The sequence below is a fragment of the Thioalkalivibrio sp. ALE11 genome, from assembly GCF_000381205.1.
In the GTDB taxonomy this organism is placed as follows: Bacteria; Pseudomonadota; Gammaproteobacteria; order Ectothiorhodospirales; family Ectothiorhodospiraceae; genus Thioalkalivibrio.
This window is the reverse complement of sequence record NZ_KB906174.1, coordinates 18,864-36,473: the sequence shown is the minus strand read 5'-3', so window position 1 is coordinate 36,473 and position 17,610 is coordinate 18,864. Positions and strand designations below refer to the sequence as shown.

21 protein-coding genes and 2 tRNA genes are annotated in these 17,610 nt (G+C 67.9%); 6 read left to right on the top strand and 17 right to left on the bottom strand.

Translation table 11 applies throughout. The features are described 5' to 3' along the window. Nucleotides 1-126: 126 nt before the first annotated feature. Nucleotides 127-354, top strand: a complete 228-nt coding sequence (locus F620_RS0111155) for a hypothetical protein (RefSeq protein ID WP_018947121.1) — start codon at nucleotides 127-129, stop codon at nucleotides 352-354. A gap of 100 nt (nucleotides 355-454) precedes the next feature. Here F620_RS0111155 and F620_RS0111150 read toward each other — a convergent pair whose 3' ends face one another. The 7 genes from F620_RS0111150 to F620_RS0111120 form a co-directional block, all read right to left on the bottom strand. After that, nucleotides 455-1,204 carry a ThiF family adenylyltransferase gene (locus F620_RS0111150; RefSeq protein ID WP_018947122.1) on the bottom strand — a complete coding sequence of 250 codons (750 nt, stop codon included), beginning with the start codon at nucleotides 1,202-1,204 and terminating at the stop codon, nucleotides 455-457. Further along, nucleotides 1,191-1,982 carry a TatD family hydrolase gene (locus F620_RS0111145; protein WP_019570619.1) on the bottom strand — a complete coding sequence of 264 codons (792 nt, stop codon included), beginning with the start codon at nucleotides 1,980-1,982 and terminating at the stop codon, nucleotides 1,191-1,193. The genes F620_RS0111150 and F620_RS0111145 overlap by 14 nt, the downstream gene beginning before the upstream one ends. A 16-nt stretch (nucleotides 1,983-1,998) precedes the next feature. Beyond that, complete coding sequence (locus tag F620_RS0111140; RefSeq protein WP_019570618.1) at nucleotides 1,999-3,030, bottom strand: NADP(H)-dependent aldo-keto reductase; 1,032 nt, start codon at nucleotides 3,028-3,030, stop codon at nucleotides 1,999-2,001. Between the two features lie 28 nt (nucleotides 3,031-3,058). Next, nucleotides 3,059-4,195, bottom strand: a complete 1,137-nt coding sequence (locus F620_RS0111135; RefSeq protein ID WP_019570617.1) for an FIST C-terminal domain-containing protein — start codon at nucleotides 4,193-4,195, stop codon at nucleotides 3,059-3,061. After that, nucleotides 4,192-4,653 (bottom strand): hypothetical protein, encoded by a 462-nt coding sequence (locus tag F620_RS0111130; protein ID WP_018869029.1) that lies wholly within the window; start codon nucleotides 4,651-4,653, stop codon nucleotides 4,192-4,194. Before F620_RS0111130 ends, F620_RS0111135 begins: the two co-directional genes overlap by 4 nt. A gap of 164 nt (nucleotides 4,654-4,817) precedes the next feature. Further along, nucleotides 4,818-5,708 (bottom strand): phosphoribulokinase, encoded by an 891-nt coding sequence (locus F620_RS0111125; RefSeq protein ID WP_019570616.1) that lies wholly within the window; start codon nucleotides 5,706-5,708, stop codon nucleotides 4,818-4,820. A gap of 50 nt (nucleotides 5,709-5,758) precedes the next feature. Then, the gene (locus F620_RS0111120; protein WP_019570615.1) at nucleotides 5,759-7,618 is read right to left on the bottom strand and encodes an SLC13 family permease; all 1,860 of its coding nucleotides are present in this window, start codon (nucleotides 7,616-7,618) and stop codon (nucleotides 5,759-5,761) included. Nucleotides 7,619-7,877: 259 nt separating this feature from the next. Between F620_RS0111120 and F620_RS0111115 the strand changes: the two genes are divergently transcribed. Then, the gene (locus F620_RS0111115; protein WP_019570614.1) at nucleotides 7,878-8,735 is read left to right on the top strand and encodes a universal stress protein; all 858 of its coding nucleotides are present in this window, start codon (nucleotides 7,878-7,880) and stop codon (nucleotides 8,733-8,735) included. A 9-nt stretch (nucleotides 8,736-8,744) separates the two neighbouring features. Here F620_RS0111115 and trmB read toward each other — a convergent pair whose 3' ends face one another. From trmB to thiS, 3 genes are read right to left on the bottom strand one after another with little or no spacing between them, the layout of a single operon-like run. Continuing rightward, entirely contained in the window at nucleotides 8,745-9,506 is a 762-nt protein-coding gene (gene trmB / locus F620_RS0111110; protein WP_019570613.1) for a tRNA (guanosine(46)-N7)-methyltransferase TrmB, read from the bottom strand. Continuing rightward, complete coding sequence (locus F620_RS0111105) at nucleotides 9,503-10,315, bottom strand: thiazole synthase (RefSeq protein WP_018869024.1); 813 nt, start codon at nucleotides 10,313-10,315, stop codon at nucleotides 9,503-9,505. Before F620_RS0111105 ends, trmB begins: the two co-directional genes overlap by 4 nt. 59 nt (nucleotides 10,316-10,374) lie before the next feature. Continuing rightward, nucleotides 10,375-10,584 carry a sulfur carrier protein ThiS gene (gene thiS / locus F620_RS0111100; protein WP_019570612.1) on the bottom strand — a complete coding sequence of 70 codons (210 nt, stop codon included), beginning with the start codon at nucleotides 10,582-10,584 and terminating at the stop codon, nucleotides 10,375-10,377. Nucleotides 10,585-10,666: 82 nt separating this feature from the next. Between thiS and F620_RS0111095 the strand changes: the two genes are divergently transcribed. From F620_RS0111095 to F620_RS0111080, 4 genes are all read left to right on the top strand, one after another. Further along, a tRNA-Gly gene (locus F620_RS0111095) sits at nucleotides 10,667-10,740 on the top strand. Nucleotides 10,741-10,866: 126 nt separating this feature from the next. Then, nucleotides 10,867-11,316, top strand: a complete 450-nt coding sequence (locus F620_RS0111090) for a Fur family transcriptional regulator (RefSeq protein WP_019570611.1) — start codon at nucleotides 10,867-10,869, stop codon at nucleotides 11,314-11,316. Nucleotides 11,317-11,594: 278 nt separating this feature from the next. Then, on the top strand, nucleotides 11,595-12,761 hold the full coding sequence (locus F620_RS15660) for a ChuX/HutX family heme-like substrate-binding protein (protein WP_155987012.1): 1,167 nt from the start codon (nucleotides 11,595-11,597) through the stop codon (nucleotides 12,759-12,761). Next, nucleotides 12,717-12,792: transfer RNA gene (locus tag F620_RS0111080), tRNA-Thr, on the top strand. Before F620_RS15660 ends, F620_RS0111080 begins: the two co-directional genes overlap by 45 nt. Nucleotides 12,793-12,873: 81 nt before the next feature. On the opposite strand, the gene F620_RS0111075 is transcribed toward F620_RS0111080, so the two are convergent. The 7 genes from F620_RS0111075 to rhlB all read right to left on the bottom strand — a co-directional run bounded on the left by F620_RS0111075 (nucleotide 12,874) and on the right by rhlB (nucleotide 17,557). Next, nucleotides 12,874-13,290 (bottom strand): bacteriohemerythrin, encoded by a 417-nt coding sequence (locus tag F620_RS0111075; protein WP_019570610.1) that lies wholly within the window; start codon nucleotides 13,288-13,290, stop codon nucleotides 12,874-12,876. Between the two features lie 35 nt (nucleotides 13,291-13,325). Next, complete coding sequence (locus F620_RS0111070) at nucleotides 13,326-14,159, bottom strand: universal stress protein (RefSeq protein ID WP_019570609.1); 834 nt, start codon at nucleotides 14,157-14,159, stop codon at nucleotides 13,326-13,328. Between the two features lie 3 nt (nucleotides 14,160-14,162). Continuing rightward, nucleotides 14,163-14,456, bottom strand: coding sequence for a CC/Se motif family (seleno)protein (locus F620_RS0111065; RefSeq protein WP_019570608.1), 294 nt, complete (start codon nucleotides 14,454-14,456; stop codon nucleotides 14,163-14,165). After that, nucleotides 14,453-15,544 carry an ACR3 family arsenite efflux transporter gene (gene arsB, locus F620_RS0111060; protein ID WP_019570607.1) on the bottom strand — a complete coding sequence of 364 codons (1,092 nt, stop codon included), beginning with the start codon at nucleotides 15,542-15,544 and terminating at the stop codon, nucleotides 14,453-14,455. Before arsB ends, F620_RS0111065 begins: the two co-directional genes overlap by 4 nt. Nucleotide 15,545: 1 nt before the next feature. Further along, nucleotides 15,546-15,872 (bottom strand): helix-turn-helix transcriptional regulator, encoded by a 327-nt coding sequence (locus F620_RS0111055; protein WP_019021542.1) that lies wholly within the window; start codon nucleotides 15,870-15,872, stop codon nucleotides 15,546-15,548. 115 nt (nucleotides 15,873-15,987) lie between these two features. Continuing rightward, nucleotides 15,988-16,239, bottom strand: a complete 252-nt coding sequence (locus tag F620_RS0111050) for a hypothetical protein (protein ID WP_019570606.1) — start codon at nucleotides 16,237-16,239, stop codon at nucleotides 15,988-15,990. Nucleotides 16,240-16,258: 19 nt separating this feature from the next. After that, the gene (rhlB, locus tag F620_RS0111045) at nucleotides 16,259-17,557 is read right to left on the bottom strand and encodes an ATP-dependent RNA helicase RhlB (protein ID WP_019570605.1); all 1,299 of its coding nucleotides are present in this window, start codon (nucleotides 17,555-17,557) and stop codon (nucleotides 16,259-16,261) included. Nucleotides 17,558-17,610 lie beyond the last annotated feature (53 nt).

The following is a 17,610-nucleotide window of genomic DNA, read 5'->3' as shown; positions in this document are numbered from 1 at the left end:
CGGGGGCGCCATTACACCGCAACCCGCCGCCGGAGGGAAACTCGCCGGTCGCCGGCGGGCCGACAGGCGCGCCTCTAGCCGCTACACTGCGGCGCACACACACGCCGGGCCCACCGGGAGACACGCATGACCGACGACTACCGCCCGCCGCTGGCCGACTACTGGGACGAACTGGAATCCCGTTACGGCGGCGGCTTCAACTTCCAGCAGATCAGCCGCGAGGAACTGGATCAGCTGATCGGCCACCTGCGCCAGGCGGTGAATCAGGATCCGCAGGTGACCGAGGTGGAAAAACAGAACCTCGCCCTGGTGCTCAAGCACGCCGAGGAGAGCCGCAAACGGCGCAAGGGCTGAGTACCCCGGGGCCCTGCCGGTTCGCGTGCGAGCACGCTCCCACAGATGGGGCGATACAAACGGAAAGGTAGGAGCCTGCTTGCAGGCGAAAGAGCCAGCCTCAGCGGTCGATCAGACTGCGGATGACCTCGCCGGCGGCGGTCAGGCCGAACAGCGCCGGCAAATAGGAGATGGTGCCGTTCACCGAGCGCGGCCGCCCGCCCAGCGGCCCGTCCACCGGCCGGTGCTCGGTGCCCTTGCTCGGGTTCTCGATGGAGAACACCACCGGATAATCCAGCCGCGCATCCAGCCGGCGCAGGCGCTTGCGCATCTGCCGCGCCAGCGGGCACACCCGGGTGCCGTCCAGCGGCCCCACGCGCACCGCGCGCGGGTCGATACGGCCGCCGGCCCCCATGGCCGAGATCACCCGCACCCCGCGAGCCTGCGCGCCGGCCACCAGCGCCGCCTTGCAGGCGATGGAATCGATCGCGTCCAGCACGTAATCGGCATCCTCCGGGATCAGCTCCGCGACCGTGTCCGGGTTGAGGAATTCGCGCCGCACGGTCACCGCGATCCCCGGATCGATGTCGCGGATGCGTTCGGCCATCACGTCGGTCTTGGGATGCTGCACCGTGGAGCGCAGGGCCACCAGCTGGCGATTGAGATTGGACGGCGCGACCACATCGTGGTCGACCAGGGTCATGCGGCCGACCCCGGCACGGGCGACGGCCTCCGCGGCATAGCTGCCAACCCCGCCCAGCCCGGCAATGAAGACATGCCGGTCGCGCAGGCCGGCAGTGACATCCGCCCCCAGCAGGAGATCGGTGCGTTCGGTATAGGCGTCGTGTGGCAGTTCGTCAGTGCCGCTCATTGGTCCGGGCCGTGTCCAGCCGGAAAACCCGGCGTGCATTCCGGGTTGTGAGTATAGCGGTACTGACCGGATCCGTGTGGCGCAAACGCGCCACGGCGGCGTTGACCTCGGCGATCATCGCCGGTTCGTTGCGCTCGCCGCGATGCCCGGCCAGCGGCTGGTCCGGGGCGTCGGTCTCCAGCACCAGGGCCTCCTCCGGCAGGTCGCGCACGATCCGCTGCAGGCGCCGCGCACGATCGAAGGTCACCGGCCCGCCGAACCCCAGCACGCAGCCGAGATCCACCGCCTGACGCGCCTGCTGTTCGCTGCCGGAGAAGCTGTGCAGGATGGCGGTCACGCCCGGATACTGGCGCAACCCCTTGAGGATCGCATCCACCGCGCGCCGGCAGTGCAGGATCACCGGCAGGTCGTGATTATGCGCGATCGCCAGCTGCGCGGTGTAGAACCGCCACTGGGTGTCGAAGTCGAGCCCCGGCACGAAGCCGTCGAGCCCGGTCTCGCCGACCGCCACCGCGCGCGGGTCGGCGTCCAGCGCGGCGTCCAGTGCCTCCAGGTCGGCATCGGCGTGCTGTTCGAGAAACACCGGATGCAGTCCGCGGGCCACGTACAGCCCCGGCTCGCGCCGGGCCAGGGCATCCATGTCCGCCCAGCGCTCGCGGGTCACGCCGGGCAGGACCATCTGCGTGACCCCGGCCGCGCGGGCACGATCCAGCACCGCCGGGCGGTCCGGATCGAACGGATCCAGATCGAGATGGACGTGGGTGTCGAACAGCTCCACGCCGCCGGCCCCCGGGCTACGGGCTGGGGTAGGTGTAACGGGCGTGGATGTCCTCGAGGGCCTGCAGGACCTCGTCCGGCAGCGCCACGTTCACCGAGTCGATGTTCTCGCGCAGCTGTTCCATGGTGGTGGCGCCGATCAGGTTGCTGGTCACGAACGGCTGGCGGTTGACGAAGGCCAGCGCCAGCTGCGTCGGCGTCAGGCCGTGGTCCTCGGCCAGCCGGGCGTACTCCTCGGTGGACGCCAGCGCCTGCGGGTTGCTGTAGCGCAGGAAGCGCTCGTACAGCATCAGCCGCGCCCCCTCGGGCTTGCGCCCCTCGCGGTACTTGCCGGAGAGCATGCCGAAGGCCAGCGGGGAGTAGGCCAGCAGGCCCGCATCCTCGCGGATGGCCATCTCGGCGAGACCGGCCTCGAAGCTGCGGTTCAGCAGGCTGTAGGGGTTCTGGATGGAAACGATGCGCTCGGCCAGCCCGCGCTCGTGCTGGCGCAGCCATTCCATGAAACCCCAGGGCGTCTCGTTGGAGATGCCGACGTAGCGCACCCGCCCGCTGGCGACCACGTCCTTCAGCGCGGCGGCGGTCTCCTCGATCGGCGTGGCACGGTCGTCCGGATCGTGGACGTAGCCCAGCTTGCCGAAGAAATTGGTCGAGCGCGCCGGCCAGTGCACCTGATAGAGATCGATGCAATCGGTCTGCAGGCGTTCCAGGCTGGCATCCACGGCCTGTTCGACATGCTCGCGGGTCAGCCGGGTGCCACCGCGCAGATAGTCCATACCCGGCCCGGCGACCTTGGAGGCCAGCACCACGCGGTCGCGGCAGCCGCGCGAGCGCAGCCAGTTGCCGATGTAGCGCTCGGTCAGCCCCTGGGTCTCGGCCCGCGGCGGCACCGGGTACATCTCCGCGGCATCGATCAGGTTGATGCCGCGCTCCAGCGCATAGTCCAGCTGCTCGAAGGCCTCGGCCTCGGTGTTCTGCTCGCCCCAGGTCATGGTGCCCAGGCCGATCAGGCTCACGTCGATGCCGGTGCGTCCCAGCTTGCGATACTCCATGCCTCTCCCCTGCCCCGGCGGGGCGTCGTCAGGTGAACAGCGTCAGCACGCCGGTATAGGCGTACAGACGGTTGGAAAAGATCTCGCCGTTGGCGAAGAAACCGACCAGCGGCACGTCGCCAAGGGCCCGCTGCACGGTGCCCAGCTCCACGTCCGGGTGCACGAACTGGTGCCGCCCGCGCCCGAGACAGGACACGTAAACCGCGCCGCGGATCCCGTCCGGGCACTGCTCGCGGATCTGCTGCAGCATGCGCTCGAGGTCCTCGTGCGCCGACTGCCCGTCGCGGCGCACGAACAATACCCGCGAGCCCTGTTCCAGGGTCTCGCCCACCGCCAGCAGCTCCTGGTCCATGTCCACGCCGATGATGTTGCGCACGCGATAGTCCCCGGTGTCCGAACCGGGAATGGGGAATCCGATCTGGATATACCCCAGGGCGCGCTGCAGATCGCGCGAGAGCACGTCGCCGATGATCCGCCGGAACGCCGGCAGCGCCGGCTCGCCGTTCAGGCGCACCACGATGTTGCGCCAGGTCTCGGTCAGCTCGTGCTGCCCGGGCAGCGGAGTGCAGCCCTGGGTGTGGCGGGCCACCAGCGGCACGTCGTCGCGCAGCACGATACCGGTGATCCCCGAGCTCATCACGCCGTCGGCGATCTGGACCGCGTCGTCCGCGCCCGAGTTGATCCCGCCGGTCGCGAACCATGCGGTCTCTTCGCCGATACGGGTCAGGATCCCCTCCACGTCTTCCAGGCGCGGATCGGCGTTGAGGATCAGCCGGGCCGGCGTCGCCGGGTCGACAAAGCCCTCCACGGCCCGGGACAGTTCGTCGAAGGACCGCACCGGATGCCGGATCAGGCGCACGGAGTCCGCCGGGAACTCCCCGACCATCAGGGTGACGGCGGGCCCGTCGTAGAACTCGTGCTGGCGGCCCATCACCGCGATGCCCATGCCGCCGACGAAATGGTCGATCGGCCGGCGACGGCCCAGCTCGCGCAGCAGCAGCCGGGCGTTGCGGGCGATGTCATCGGAGACGTAGATGAAACCCACGCGCACCCGCCCGTCGGCCGCCGGGGCCAGCTCGCCCAGCTGGTCGGCCAGCTCGGCGGCCAGCGCCCGCGGCTCCTCGCCGGTGGCGCTGGCACAGAGGAAAGGTTGGCTCGCGCTCATAGTCCGAGATGCTCCAGCATGCTGAGGGCCTCGTTGTCCTCGACCGGGATACCGACCTCCGCCCGCATGTGTTCGTTCCCGACAAACTCCAGACGGGCGTGGTGCCGCGTGTCCAGCTCTTCCAGGAACCAGGCGATCTCCGAGGGGTGCACCACGTGCTCGCCACGCACCAGATGCCGTGCCAGCATCGCCTCCTCGCGGATGTCGAGGAACAGCGGCTGCGGCAGCTCCAGCGGCAGAACATGGGTCTGCACCAGCCATTCCACCGGGGTCGCACCCCGACCGGCCGGCAGGCGACGGCTGTCGATGCGGAAATGCCCGCCTCCTCCGGGCTGCTTGAGCAGCTCCTCCAGCCAGTCGCCGGAAAACCCCCGGTGCACGATCAGCGAGCGCCCGGTATAACGGGCACGGAAACGCTCCATCTGGCGCGCCGGACGCGGGCCGAACAATCCGAACACGGCAACTCCGTAATCTCGGGAACAGGCAGGCAATCCTATCCGAAAGCGGCGGCGCGTTGAAAAAGAGCGCCCCGGCGCCGTGCGATCCGCAGCAACAAAAAGGGCCGCGACCCGAAGGTCGCGGCCCCTGCAACGGGCCCGCAGCCCGCGCCATGCACTCGCGATCAGCCGCGACGCGCCAGCATGTCGTGGATGATCGGGGCAAGGATGACTTCCATGGCCAGAGCCATCTTGCCGCCGGGCACCACCAGGGTGTTGGGCCGCGACATGAAGGAGTCCGGGATCATGTTCAGCAGATAGGGGAAATCCACGCCGAACTTCTTCGGGTCGCTGAAGCGGATCACCACCATGCTCTCGTCCGGGGTGGGGATGTCCCGGGCGATGAACGGGTTGGAGGTGTCCACGGTCGGCACCCGCTGGAAGTTGATGTCGGTGCACGAGAACTGCGGGGTAATGTAGTTCACGTAATCCGGCATGCGCCGCAGGATGGTGTCCACGATCGCCTCGGCGGAGTAACCGCGCTCGGCATTGTCACGGAAGATCTTCTGGATCCACTCGAGGTTCACGATCGGCACTACACCGATGCCCAGATCCACATACTGCGCCGCGTTGACGTTCCCGTGCTGCACCAGACCGTGCAGGCCTTCGTAGAACATCAGGTCGGAACCCGGCTCGATCTCTTCCCACGGGGTGAACTCGCCCGGACCGAGGTTGGTGCCGAGACGCTTGTTATGGTGCTCGGCTTCCTCGTCGGAATGCAGGTAGTAGCGCTTCTCGCCCTGGCCGGTCTCGCCGTAGGTCTTGAACAGATCCTCGATGCGGTCGAACAGGTTGGCCTCGGGGCCGAAGTGCGAGAAATGGTTGTTGCCCTCGTCGGCAGCCTTCTGCATGGCTTCCTTCATCGCCTTGCGGTCATAGCGATGGAAGCTGTCACCCTCGATCACCACGGGGTTGATCTGCTCGCGGCGGAAGATCGACTCGAACGAGCGCTTCACGGTGGAGGTGCCGGCACCCGAAGAACCGGTGACGGCGATCACGGGATGTTTCTGGGACATGAGAGTCTCTCCTTACGCAATCAAGCGTTACAAACGTCAGCAAATCGGGGTCAGAAGACCAGATTGATCATGAACATGGCGACCACGCCGAACAGGATCGTCATGATGCTGCCGGCCTTCATGTAGTCCTTCACCCGGTACCCGCCGGGGCCCATGATCAGGGCGTTCACCTGGTGGGTCGGGATCAGGAACGAGTTGGAGGTGGCGATGGCCACGGTGATCGCGAACACGCGCGGGTCGGCATCCATGCCCGCAGCCTGGGCCGCGATCGCAAAACTGATCGCCAGAGGCACCAGCAGCACGGTCGCGCCCACGTTGGACATGACCAGGGTAAAGAACGTGGCCAGCGCGAAGATCGTGGCCTGCAGCACCCAGGGTGGCACGGTACCCAGCATGTCCAGGGTGTTCTGCGCGATCCAGGCCGCGGTGCCGGTATTCTCCACCGCCATGCCCAGAGGGATCAGCGAGGCCAGCAGGAACACGGTCTTCCAGCTGATGGAATTGTAGGCGTCGTCCAGGCTCAGCACGCCGGTCAGGATCATGCCCATGGCCCCGGTCAGCAGCGCGATCGACAGCTGCAGGTCGGTGAACAGGATCAGCGAAACCGCCACCGCGAGGAAGCCCAGCGCGTGCGGGACCTTGCTCGGGCGCAGCTCCTCGCGCGGGTAGTCCGAGGTGATCACGACGAAGTCGCGGTCCTTCTCCAGACGCGCCAGCGAGGTCCAGGTGGTGTGCACCACCAGGATGTCACCCGGCTCCAGCGGGATGTCACGCAGGCCCTCGCGGTAAACCTCGCCGCCGCGCTGCATGCGCATCACCGACAGCCCGTAGGTCTGACGCATGGCGACCTCGGTTACCGTCTTGCCGGCCAGGTTGGACCCCGGCGAAATCGCGACCTCGGCGATCCCGGACTGGGAAGAGTCCAGGGCGCTGGCGAACACGTCCAGGTCGCTGGACGGCGGGTGCTTCAGGTGCCGGCTCAGCTCCTCCATGCGCCGCGGGCTGGCCAGCACCGCCAGGCGCGAATTGGGCTGGATCTCGTAGCCGGTCCAGGGGGCCATGCGCAGCTCGTCGCGAGCATGCGAGCCGACGATCGCCACGCCGGTCTCGCGTTCGACATCGGCCACGGTCCGGCCCACCAGCGGATCGCTCTCGGCGATGCGCACCTCGTGGATCTCGTAGGACAGGCCGTAGACCCGCTGGAAATAGTCCCGCGTGCCTTCGGTCGCGGTCGGCTGCGCGCCCACCGACGGCAGGACGTAGCGCCCCAGCAGCACGAAATAGACGATCACCGTGGCCAGCAGCGCCAGGCCGATGGGCGTGACATCGAACAGCTCGAAACGCTCCATGTCATCCGGCAGCAGATCGTTCAGCAGGATCAACGGACTGGAACCGACCAGGGTGATGGTTCCACCCACGATCGCGGCGAAGCCCATTGGCATCAGCAGGCGCGACAGCGGGATACCCAGACGGCTGGAGATGCGGCTCATCACCGGCATGAACAGCGCCGCCGCACCAATGTTCTGCATGAAACTGGAGATGACGCCGACCGTGCCCGACACCGTGGGGATGATGCGTTTCTCCCCGGTGCCACCCACGCGCATGATGAAACTGGCGACCTTGTGCATCACGCCGGTCTTGTCGAGCCCGGCGCCGATGATCATCACCGCGATGATCGAGATCACCGCATTGGAGGCGAATCCGCTGAACAGCTCGTCCTGCGCCACCAGCTCGCCCAGTTCGGGCAGCATCGGCACCACGCCGAACACCAGCGGGAGCAGCCCGATCAGGACCATCACCAGGATCGCGGCCAGATCGACCCGCACGATCTCGGAGACGAACAGGAAGATGGTGAAGGCGAGCAGGCCCAGCACCACGATCATTTCGGTGGTCAGCGTCAGATTTTCCATGAACCGCCAGTCCTGAAGGAGCGAGGCCGGCGGAATCAGTCCGCCGGCACGGGAAGCACGGGCGCGTCGTCCGGTCACGACACCGCGCGGAGCACCGGGCCACGCAGGCCGGGCGGAGCTCCGCAGACAACACCCATTGAAAGCGCGCGATTATTCCATCCCGGCGGGCCGGACGCAAAAACGGGCCCGTGCCGAAGGCGTGCGCAGGCCGTGTCCCCTCCGGTATGCTGGGGAAATCGATCGAGAAGGAGAAACCGCCATGGCCGAAGCGGCGCCCACCGGCAACCAGCCCCAGTTTCGCACCATCGTCGTCGCCACCGACGGCTCGGAATACAGCACCGCCGCGGAGAACGTGGCCCTGGAGCTGGCCGGCCGCTGCGGGGCACGTCTGCGGATCGTGCGCATCATCCCGACCGACACCCAGCACGACGCCCTCTCGCCGCGGCGCAGCCACGACGCCAGCGTGTCCGCCCAGGGCGACCTGGACGCGCTCGAGAAGCGTGCCCGAGAAGCCGGCCTGGAGGTCTCGGCCATCCTGCGCCACGGAGTCGACCGGCATCAGGAGATCGTCAGTGTGGCGGAAGAGCACGAAGCCGACCTGATCGTGATCGGCCGGCGCACCCGCGGCGAGATGGCCCGCCTGATGGTGGGCGACGCCACCGCCAAGGTGATCGGACTCGCGCCGTGTAACGTGATGGTCGTCCCGCGCGACACCGAAGCCCCGCGCCAGGGCCTGCTGGTAGGGACCGACGGTTCCGAACTGGGCGACAAGGCCGCGCGTGCGGCCGTGGAGCTCGCGCAGCACTGCAGCCTGCCGCTGACCGTGGCCTCGGTCGCCGTGCCCGGACAGAGCGAGGCCCGGCGCCAGGAGGGCGTGGACGCGATCCAGCGGCTGCAGGGCGAGGCCCGCGAAGCGGGCGTGGAAACCGATGCGCTGTTCGAGGAAGGCCGCCCGGAGGTCACCCTGATCGAGATCGCGGAGCGCCAGCATCGCGACCTGATCGTGCTGGGCAGCCACGGCCGCACCGGGCTCAAGCGGCTGCTGATGGGCTCGGTCTCCGAACGCGTCGTCGGTCAGGCGCGCTGCCCGGTCCTGGTGGTCAAGAAGAAGGGCTGAGCCGCGGCTTCACTCCGCCGGGGCGGGGGCCTCGGTGCGCCGGTAGACCAGATCCGCCACTGCATGCCCGCGCTGCAGCCCGCGGCGCTCGAATTTGGTCTCGGGGCGCCAGGCCGGGCGTTCCGGGCGCGGCACCGGGCCGTCCGGCGCGAACCACTCGGTCGCCCCGGCCACCACCTCCTGCATGTGTTCGGCGTAGTCCGCCCAGTCGGTGGCCAGATGCAGCCAGCCGCCCGGCCGGATCCAGCCCGCCAGCGCGCGCACGAACCCCGGCTGGATCAGGCGGCGCTTGTGATGGCGCTTCTTGTGCCAGGGGTCGGGGAAATACACCTGCACGGTGTCCAGGCTGCCCGGCGCGAAATGCGCCTCCAGCAGCTCCACCGCGTCGCGGTCGGAGACCCGCAGGTTGGTCAACCCCCGGCGCTCGATCTCGCCGAGCAGGTGCCCGACCCCGGGGCGATGCACCTCGGTGCCGATGAAATCCCGCTCCGGCGCCGCCGCGGCCTGTTCGGCCAGGCTGTCGCCGTCGCCGAAACCGATTTCCAGGGTCACCGGCGCCTCGCGGCCGAAGACCGCCGCCAGATCCAGCACCCCGGCGTCGGGCGCCGGATCCAGGCCGAAGCGCGGCCAGAGCTCATCCAGCGCGCGCTGCTGGCCGGTGGTCAGACGCCCCTCGCGGCGCACGAACGAGCGAACCCGGCGATGGTGCGCCGGGCGCCCCCCGTCCCCGTCAGCGGGCCGGTTGTCGTGCGATTCGTGCGGGACCGTCATGAGCCGGCGAAGAACAGCCCGGTCTCCGGCGAGGAGGCCGAGGCATAGCGCCGTGCCGGCATGCGTCCGGCGCGCCAGGCCTCGCGGCCCGCCACGATCGCGTGACGCATCGCACGGGCCATGCGCACCGGATCGTCGGCCGCGGCGATGGCGGTGTTCATCAGCACTCCGTCGCAGCCCAGCTCCATCGCGATGGCCGCATCCGACGCCGTACCCACACCCGCGTCGACCAGCACCGGTACCGACGCGTTTTCCACGATCTCGCGGATGTTGTAGCGGTTCTGGATCCCCAGACCGGAGCCGATCGGCGCGGCCAGCGGCATGATCGCCCGGCAACCGATGTCCTCCAGACGCTTCGCCAGCAGCGGATCGTCGGTGGTGTACACCATCACCTCGAAGCCCTCGTTCACCAGGGTCTCGGCGGCCTTCACCGTCTCGAACACATCCGGGTACAGGGTCTTCTCGTCGCCCAGAACCTCCAGCTTGACCAGGTTGTGCCCGTCGAGCAGCTCGCGCGCCAGCCGGCAGGTACGCACCGCGTCTTCCGCGGAATAGCAGCCGGCGGTATTCGGCAGCAGGGTGTAGCGATCCGGCGGGACCACGTCCAGCAGGTTCGGCTCGTCGGGATTCTGGCCGATGTTGGTGCGGCGAATGGCCACGGTCACGATCTCGGCACCGCTGGCCTCGATCGCCTCGCGAGTCTGCTCCAGATCGCGGTACTTGCCCGTACCCACCAGCAGGCGGGACTCGAAACGGCGCTCGCCGACGTGAAACGGATCGTCGGCGGATCCGGCGGCCATCTGGCTCATGCATGCTCCTCGGTTAACGGTTGCGGGTGCGGATGCGGATACAACTGCGGGCAAGAATATCAGCCACCGCCGATGGCCTGAACGACCTCGACACGATCACCCTCCTGCAACCGCCGCTCGGCGTGCTCGCTGCGGGGCACCAGGGTCTCGTTCACCTCCACGGCCAGTCGCCGGCTGCCAAAGCCGTGCTGCTGGATCAGGTCCGCCACCGTCGGCGGCTCCTGATCCGAAGAGATTTCGCAGGTTTCTCCGTTCAACTTGATCTGCATGGGTCATACCGTTGGTGATTCGGGCCCGTCGGTGATTCGGGCATTGAGCCGGGGCGCGTACGCGCATACAATTCGTGGCCAGGCGGGTGTAGTTCAATGGTAGAACATCAGCTTCCCAAGCTGAGAACGTGGGTTCGATTCCCATCACCCGCTCCATCCCTTGCTCGTTCCCGGCTTCGTTCTGTCGGCGGCATTCTATCAGCTTGCCGCGCCGAGTCGGCGTATGCCTTCTTCCCAAAACAGAACTGGACTCTGTCCAATTCGCTGTTATATGTTGGAAACATGAGCACCCGAACCCCCCAACCCGATCTGCTGGGAATCGACGACGCGCGCGCCCTGCTGCGCGATTACCGCATCTCGCCGACCGAACAGCGAATCGAGATCGTCCGAGTGCTGTTCGCCCGCAACCAGCACCTCAGCGCCGACCACATCCTCGCGCAGCTCACGCGCCAGGAGTCACGCGTGTCCAAGGCCACGGTGTACAACGCTCTCAAGCTGTTTGCCGAGAAGGGCCTCGTGCGCGAAGTGATCGTCGACCCGTCGCGGGTCTTCTACGACTCCAACCGCGCCCCGCACCACCACCTGTTCCACGTGGACAGCGGCCAGCTCGAGGACGTGGAACCCGCCCAGGTACAGGTGAACGACCTGCCGCCGCTGCCCGAAGGTACCGACGTGCTCAGCGTGGACGTCATCGTCCGCGTCGGCCCCGGACAGAAGTCCGGCGACAGCTGATCCCCGGGGCGACGCACGCCCCACCTCTCCGAATTTTCGTGAACACCATCGGGTTCCGGAATCCCGAATCCGGCGGTTCCTGATCTTGCCCTTGAAATGAGAATGCTTTTCATTTAACTTTCCTCACGTCGGACGCAGAAAGGCTGTGCTCGACTGGAAAGACCTTCTTCTTCGCATTATTGCTGCCCAGCCAGCCCGGTGTTCCCGGTTGCCAGCCAGGCTGCCTTTTTCGGAACCGCGCATCCGCCCCGGCCCGTGCCAGGGCACTGGAGAACACCATGCAGACACTGAATCCGGCATCCGAACCGCAACGCCGTTTTGCCATGCGACCCACACCGCCCCAGCTTGCCCGCGCCTGGAATGAACTGCGCGACCGCAACCCGCGCACCGGGCTCCGGGAAGCCGCATCGCAGCTCGGCAGCTCCGAAGGCGAAATCGTCGCCGCACGCTGCACCGGCCCCGGCGGCCCGGTCTTCCGTCTGCGTCGGGACTGGAACGCCCTCCTGACAGAACTGAACGCAGCGGCGCCCCTGCGCCTGCGCACACGCAACCGCCACGCGGGCCTTGCCCGGCGCGTAACCACACTGCCGACACTCCGGGACCTGTACGCCGCCCCCGGACAATGGCACGAGGCCCTGGTCATCCGGGAAGAAGACACCGATCCCGGCCGACCACAATCACGCGTGTGCATCTTCGCCCCCGACGGCACGCCGGTACTGACCCTGGAACGCACTCCCCACGGGGACGCAGCGGCATGGGAGCGCGTGTTGCGCCGCCTCGCCGCAGTGGACCAGCGGCCCGGAATGACCGTCACCATCTCCACCGCCCCGGGAACGCGCCCGGATACCGCCGTCGATTGCGAAGCCCTGCGCGATGCATGGGACCTTTCCCGCCATCCGGACACCATCCACGAACTGTCCGCGTGCTTTCAGTGCACGCCCGAACAGACCCTGCGCCTTGCCGGACCGGAACGCGCCTGGCCGGTCGGACAGGAGGCCCTCGACACCGTCCTGATGTACGCCGCCGAGGACGCGCTGGGCCTCCGGATCGAACTCGCCAATCAAGGCGTGCGGCAGCAGTACAGTGGCCCGGTCACACGGCTGGCGCCGACACGCACCTCCTTCAACATTCTCGACCCCGATTTCAGTCTGAACATCCGCCGCGAGTCCATCGCCGGAACCTGGGTCTTCCGTCGGCCCGCCTCGTCCGGCGCCCGCCATGGCCTGGCGCTGTTCGCCCCGGACGGCGAAACCATCATCCGCATCACCGACGCCAGCCCCGCCGGTCACCCGGAGGACCCGCGCTGGCGCGCCCTGCTGGGCCTGTTCGACCCCCTGCCGGCGGCACCCCGGCCCGGGGCATTGTTGGCGAAGCCCCGCTTCGCTATGATGTCGCGCTCGGCCGACGTAGCTCAGCAGGTAGAGCAATCGATTCGTAATCGATAGGTCGGGGGTTCAATTCCCTCCGTCGGCACCAGACCAGAGAAAAGGGCCGGCACTGCGTGTGCCGGCCCTTTTTCCGTTCCAGCTTCGTTCAGCGGATTCCCGCCGGCAGGGACTACTCCCCCGCGGCACGTTCGGCGAACCGCGCCAGCAGGGCATCCATGGTGGTGAAATGGCGCTGGTACCAGGGGATGATCTCGTCATCCAGTGCCGCGACCAGATCCGCGCCCTGCAGCGACCCGTCCTCCAGCCCCGCCAGCAGGGCTTCCCAGCGCGCCAGATGGGCCGCATGTTCCTGCCGGTGGTAGTCCTTCTGCGGAAAACCGACCCGCTCCATCAGCTCGTCCTCGCGCGCGAAGTGCTCGCGATTGAACTCGACGAAGGCCGCGAACGCCTCCCGTACGGCGTTGTCGTCGCCCTCCTCGCGGGCCCGGCCCACGGCTTCCAGCAACCGGGCGGCTTCGTGGTGATCGTCGTTCATGAAGGCCTGCTCCAGCTCCGGGACCTTCAGGCTGCGCTGTACTTCACTCATGGCTCACTCCGGGTTCTGCACCAGGTTGTCCGTTCTCAGTTCGTATCAGCGCGGGCAGGCACCAGCAGGGTCAGACGCCGCGCATGGCGACAGACCGCCTCGGCGGTACTCCCGAGCAGCAGGTCCGCGACCGGGTTGCGGCCCCGCTTGCCGATGATCACGAGATCCGCGCCCCGCTCCTCGGCGATCCGGCCGATCTCGACGGAGGGCCTGCCCTGGCCGGGCAGTACGGTAGCGAATGCATCCTCCCCGCCTCTTTCCGCCAGTTCCCGAACATGGGCCGCGATTTCACGGTGTTCCTCCTCGCGCGAGGGGTCGCCCTCCCAGCGGCCGACGGAGACCACCACGCCTCGCCCACACGCCGGGAGCAGCTGCACGAAGACCTCTTCCGCGGTTCGGGCCGCGTCCGAACCATCGGTGGCCAGCAACGGCCGGCAGACCGGCTCGGTGCCCGGCGCCACCTCGCTGTGGACCGGCGCCAGCAGCAGCGGGCGCCGGGCACGCCGGGCCAGATCCCGCACGGTGCTCCCGAGAAACAGGTCGCGCAGCGTACTGTGGCCATGAGTTCCGGCCAGGATCACCCCGGCACCACGTTCGGCCGCCAGCCGCTCCAGCTCGGGCGCCACGGCCCCGACACGCACTGCGGTATCGGTCTCGAACCCCTGCTCGCGCAAGTGCGCGGCCAGCTCTTCCAGCCGCTGTTCGTAATGCCCGGCGTGACCCGACTCGGGAGCCCGGGTATAGCCCTCGACCAGGACATGGGCCAGCGTCAGGCGCCGGCACCCCAGTGCCCGCAAGCGTTCCAGCTGGCTCTCCAGCCGGGTCCACGCCGGAGAAAAATCCGCCGCCACGAGGATATGCTCGAACATCGTCTACTCCTGCGCCTGGCCCATCTCGCCTTCCACCACCAGACGCCGCCAGCGGAAGAAGCCCTCGAGGTCGACCCGGTACGGACCCGGGCCCATGTCTTCGGCCACGTACACGTGGATGCCCTCGATCTGCGTCCTTGCGTACCCGTCCTTTGAGCGCGGCGCGCCCGGCTCGGCCACCGGCACGCCCGCCTGGCCACCGCAGCAGCCGTGGCGGGCGGACAGCCGCAGCGTCATCTCGGCACTCCGGCCGGCGAGCCAGTCGCGCGCCGCGTCACTGAGGGACACGGTGGTCACGTGCCCGGCGCCTCGTTGTTGGTCGGGAACCAGTGGCGCGTGCGATTCGCGATGCGCACCAGCGCCAGCATCAGCGGCACCTCCACCAGCACGCCAACCACCGTCACCAGCGCCGCACCGGACTGCAGGCCGAACATCGCGATCGCGGCCGCCACGGCCAGCTCGAAGAAGTTACTGGCGCCGATCATCGCACCGGGCGCCGCCACCGCGTGGCGCACACGCCACGCCTTCGCCCAGTAATACGCAATGTAGAACACCAGGAAGGTCTGGATGATCAGCGGAACGGCGATCAGGGCGATATGCCCCGGATTCGCCAGGATGCGCTCGCCCTGAAACGCGAACAGCAGGACCAGCGTCACCAGCAACCCGATGGGCGTGACCGGGCCGATGCGTTTCATGAAGACGTTGTCGAACCACTCGATGCCCTTTCTGCGGATCAGCCAGATACGCGACAGGTAGCCGGCCGCGAACGGGATCACGATGTACAGCAGCACCGACAGCGCGACCGTGTCCCACGGCACGTAGATATCGGAGATCCCCAGCAGCAGGACCACGATGGGCGCGAAGGCGAACAGCAGGATGATGTCGTTCACCGCCACCTGCACCAGGGTGTAGGCCGCATCGCCGCGCGTGAGATAGCTCCAGACGAAGACCATTGCGGTACACGGCGCGGCCCCCAGCAGGATCGCCCCGGCCAGGTACTCGCGGCCCAGATCCTCCGGGATCCAGGCGGCGTAGACCACCATGAAGAAGAACCAGGCGATCGCGAACATGGTGAACGGCTTGATCAGCCAGTTCACCGAGGTGGTGATGGCCAGCCCTTTCGGCTCCCGGCGCACGCCCAGGATGGCCGAGAAGTCGATCTGCACCATCATCGGGTAGATCATCGCCCAGATGAGGATGGCCACCGGGATCGAGACCTGCGCGTACTCCCATTGCGACAGCGTCTCCGGCACCGCGGGGAAGAACTGCCCCAGCGCGACGCCCGCCACGATGCACAGCGCCACCCATACGCTCAGATAGCGCTCGAAGAGACCCATGCCTTCTTTCGCCGAGATCTCCTCGGCGGACTGGTTGCGATCGTTCATGTCAGCAGGAGGTCTCCACCCCGGAAAGCTCGCACTCGCCCTCCTCGGCCGCGCAGCAGTGCGCGGTCAGGTAGGCCACCAGATCCTGCATCGCGGCCAGATCCGCCCGGTAGCGCTGGTAACGCCCCTCCTGGGTCACGGTGACGAGGCCGGCCCGGGTCAGAGTCTTGAGGTGGAACGAAAGGTTGCTACGTGGCAGCTCCAGTTTCCGGGCGATCTCGCCGGCGACCAGCCCCTCGCGTCCGTGACCAACCAGCAGACGCACGATGTCCAGACGGACACCGGAGGCCAGCGACTCGAACATGGAGGTGGCGGTCAGCTTGTCCATTTTTCAATGGTTCAACGATTATTGAATCATTGTCAACAAGCGGGCGGATATCGGACCGGAATCCCTGATGGATCCGCCGCGCCGAAGAGGAAACGACAGGCGGGGGAAGGGTCACTCAGCGGGCGTCGCCGCGGACCACGGTGACGGGCGTGGCGGACTCGACCAGGACCCGGCCGGGGTGGCTCTCGTCGAAGCGCACGCGGATGTGGCGGTCGATCAGCAGTTCGTTGTCGACCCACTGCACGCGGTGACCCGGGGCATTCGCAACCAGGCGTATCTGCCCGTCGCACCCGGCCTGCACCACGACGACCTCGATATCCGCACCCAGGCGAAAGGAATCGCCGACCTGCAGGTCCAGGGTCTCCATCGCGGGCGGCGCGCCGGACTCAGCGGCCGCGGCCGTTGCCGCGGGAACGCCCCGAGGAGCCGCCGCGCCGGGGCCCGCCACGGCCGCCGCCGGGCCCGCCCCGCGGCTTGCGCTCGCGCGGCTGCGGCCGGGTCAGGTCCTGCGGCAGGGCGGCGCGGTCGATGTTCTCGGTGGGGATGCGCTCGCCAAGGTAGGACTCGATATCCGGCAGATAGAAAGCCGAGTCCTCGCAGCCGAAGCTGATCGCGTCGCCCTCGGCACCGGCGCGCGCAGTACGCCCGATGCGGTGCACGTAGTCCTCGCCGGACTGCGGCAGGTCGAAGTTGAACACATGCGTGACCTCGGGGATGTGCAGCCCGCGGGCCGCCACGTCGGTCGCCACCAGGAAGGTGTATTCACCCGCGGCGAAGCCCTCCAGCAGCTTCGAGCGCTTCTTCTGCGGCACGTCGCCCGAGAGCAGCGCGGCGGCGTGGCCGTTGGCATTCAACCAGTCGGCCACCTTCTCCGCCCCGTGCTTGGTGTTGGAGAACACGATCGCGCGTTCCGGCGCCAGATCCCGCGCCAGCGCCAGCAGCAGCGGGATCTTCTCGTCGTTGGCCGGATAGTAGATGGTCTGGCGCACCCGGTCGGCGGTCACGGTCTCCGCCTCGATCTGCACCTTCTCCGGGTTGTTCATGTGCTCGTAAGCCAGCTCCATCACCCGCCAAGACAGGGTGGCGGAGAACAGCATGGACAGCCGTTCCTGCGGCGGGGCGCAGCGGCGCATCAGAAAGCGCACGTCCTTGATGAAGCCCAGATCGAACATGCGGTCGGCCTCGTCCAGCACCACCACCTCGGTGTGCTTCAGGCCGAAGACCTTCTGCTTGAAGTAGTCGATGATGCGCCCCGGGGTGCCGATCAGCACGTCGGCGCCGGCGGCCAGCGCTTCCCGCTGGCGATCGTAGTCGGTGCCGCCGTAGGCCAGTGCCAGCTTCAGGCCGGTATCGGCGCCCAGCAGTTCGGCGTCGCGGTGGATCTGCACCGCCAGCTCGCGCGTCGGGGCGAGGATCAGGGCGCGCACGTCGGTGGCGCGACGGTGTTCCGCCGGGGCCTGACGCAGCAGCCGATTGAAGGTCGCAATCAGGAACGCCGCGGTCTTGCCGGTTCCGGTCTGCGCCTGGCCGGCCACGTCGCGCCCCGCCAGGGCCACCGGCAGCGCCTGCGCCTGGATGGGAGTACAGGTATCGAATCCGGCACGGCGCACCCCCGCGCGCACCGCCTCGGGCAGATCGAAACGGTCGAATGCGGGCTGGGCGGGTTCGTGCGCGGCGTCTGTCATGGGGCTCCCGGGCGGGCTTCGCTGTTTTACTTGAACTTTCCCGTCATCTTCGT

Excerpts from the sequence above, each read along its gene's own strand:
- F620_RS0111155 (WP_018947121.1), top strand. The coding sequence starts at position 127 with ATGACCGACGACTACCGCCCGCCGCTGGCCGACTACTGGGACGAACTG.
- F620_RS0111150 (WP_018947122.1), bottom strand. The coding sequence starts at position 1,204 with ATGAGCGGCACTGACGAACTGCCACACGACGCCTATACCGAACGCACC.
- F620_RS0111140 (WP_019570618.1), bottom strand. The coding sequence starts at position 3,030 with ATGGAGTATCGCAAGCTGGGACGCACCGGCATCGACGTGAGCCTGATC.
- F620_RS0111135 (WP_019570617.1), bottom strand. The coding sequence starts at position 4,195 with ATGAGCGCGAGCCAACCTTTCCTCTGTGCCAGCGCCACCGGCGAGGAG.
- F620_RS0111125 (WP_019570616.1), bottom strand. The coding sequence starts at position 5,708 with ATGTCCCAGAAACATCCCGTGATCGCCGTCACCGGTTCTTCGGGTGCC.
- F620_RS0111120 (WP_019570615.1), bottom strand. The coding sequence starts at position 7,618 with ATGGAAAATCTGACGCTGACCACCGAAATGATCGTGGTGCTGGGCCTG.
- F620_RS0111115 (WP_019570614.1), top strand. The coding sequence starts at position 7,878 with ATGGCCGAAGCGGCGCCCACCGGCAACCAGCCCCAGTTTCGCACCATC.
- trmB (WP_019570613.1), bottom strand. The coding sequence starts at position 9,506 with ATGACGGTCCCGCACGAATCGCACGACAACCGGCCCGCTGACGGGGAC.
- F620_RS0111105 (WP_018869024.1), bottom strand. The coding sequence starts at position 10,315 with ATGAGCCAGATGGCCGCCGGATCCGCCGACGATCCGTTTCACGTCGGC.
- thiS (WP_019570612.1), bottom strand. The coding sequence starts at position 10,584 with ATGCAGATCAAGTTGAACGGAGAAACCTGCGAAATCTCTTCGGATCAG.
- F620_RS0111090 (WP_019570611.1), top strand. The coding sequence starts at position 10,867 with ATGAGCACCCGAACCCCCCAACCCGATCTGCTGGGAATCGACGACGCG.
- F620_RS15660 (WP_155987012.1), top strand. The coding sequence starts at position 11,595 with ATGCAGACACTGAATCCGGCATCCGAACCGCAACGCCGTTTTGCCATG.
- F620_RS0111075 (WP_019570610.1), bottom strand. The coding sequence starts at position 13,290 with ATGAGTGAAGTACAGCGCAGCCTGAAGGTCCCGGAGCTGGAGCAGGCC.
- F620_RS0111070 (WP_019570609.1), bottom strand. The coding sequence starts at position 14,159 with ATGTTCGAGCATATCCTCGTGGCGGCGGATTTTTCTCCGGCGTGGACC.
- arsB (WP_019570607.1), bottom strand. The coding sequence starts at position 15,544 with ATGAACGATCGCAACCAGTCCGCCGAGGAGATCTCGGCGAAAGAAGGC.
- F620_RS0111055 (WP_019021542.1), bottom strand. The coding sequence starts at position 15,872 with ATGGACAAGCTGACCGCCACCTCCATGTTCGAGTCGCTGGCCTCCGGT.
- F620_RS0111050 (WP_019570606.1), bottom strand. The coding sequence starts at position 16,239 with ATGGAGACCCTGGACCTGCAGGTCGGCGATTCCTTTCGCCTGGGTGCG.
- rhlB (WP_019570605.1), bottom strand. The coding sequence starts at position 17,557 with ATGACAGACGCCGCGCACGAACCCGCCCAGCCCGCATTCGACCGTTTC.